The sequence below is a fragment of the Bradyrhizobium sp. Kon37 genome (assembly GCF_055807535.1).
This window is the reverse complement of sequence record NZ_JBVVOY010000335.1, coordinates 1-237: the sequence shown is the minus strand read 5'-3', so window position 1 is coordinate 237 and position 237 is coordinate 1. Positions and strand designations below refer to the sequence as shown.

At 54.4% G+C, this 237-nt stretch carries 1 rRNA gene; it reads left to right on the top strand.

The window, feature by feature from the left end:
• A 23S ribosomal RNA gene (locus tag AC0L3J_RS38390) occupies nucleotides 1-237 on the top strand; the annotation flags it as partial.

Genomic DNA, 237 nt, shown 5'->3' with positions numbered 1-237 from the left:
AAGAGGGAAACAACCCAGACCGCCAGCTAAGGTCCCAAAGTCATGGTTAAGTGGGAAACGATGTGGGAAGGCCCAGACAGCCAGGATGTTGGCTTAGAAGCAGCCATCATTTAAAGAAAGCGTAATAGCTCACTGGTCGAGTCGGCCTGCGCGGAAGATGTAACGGGGCTAAACCATGCACCGAAGCTGCGGCAGCGACGCTTATGCGTTGTTGGGTAGGGGAGCGTTCTGTAAGCC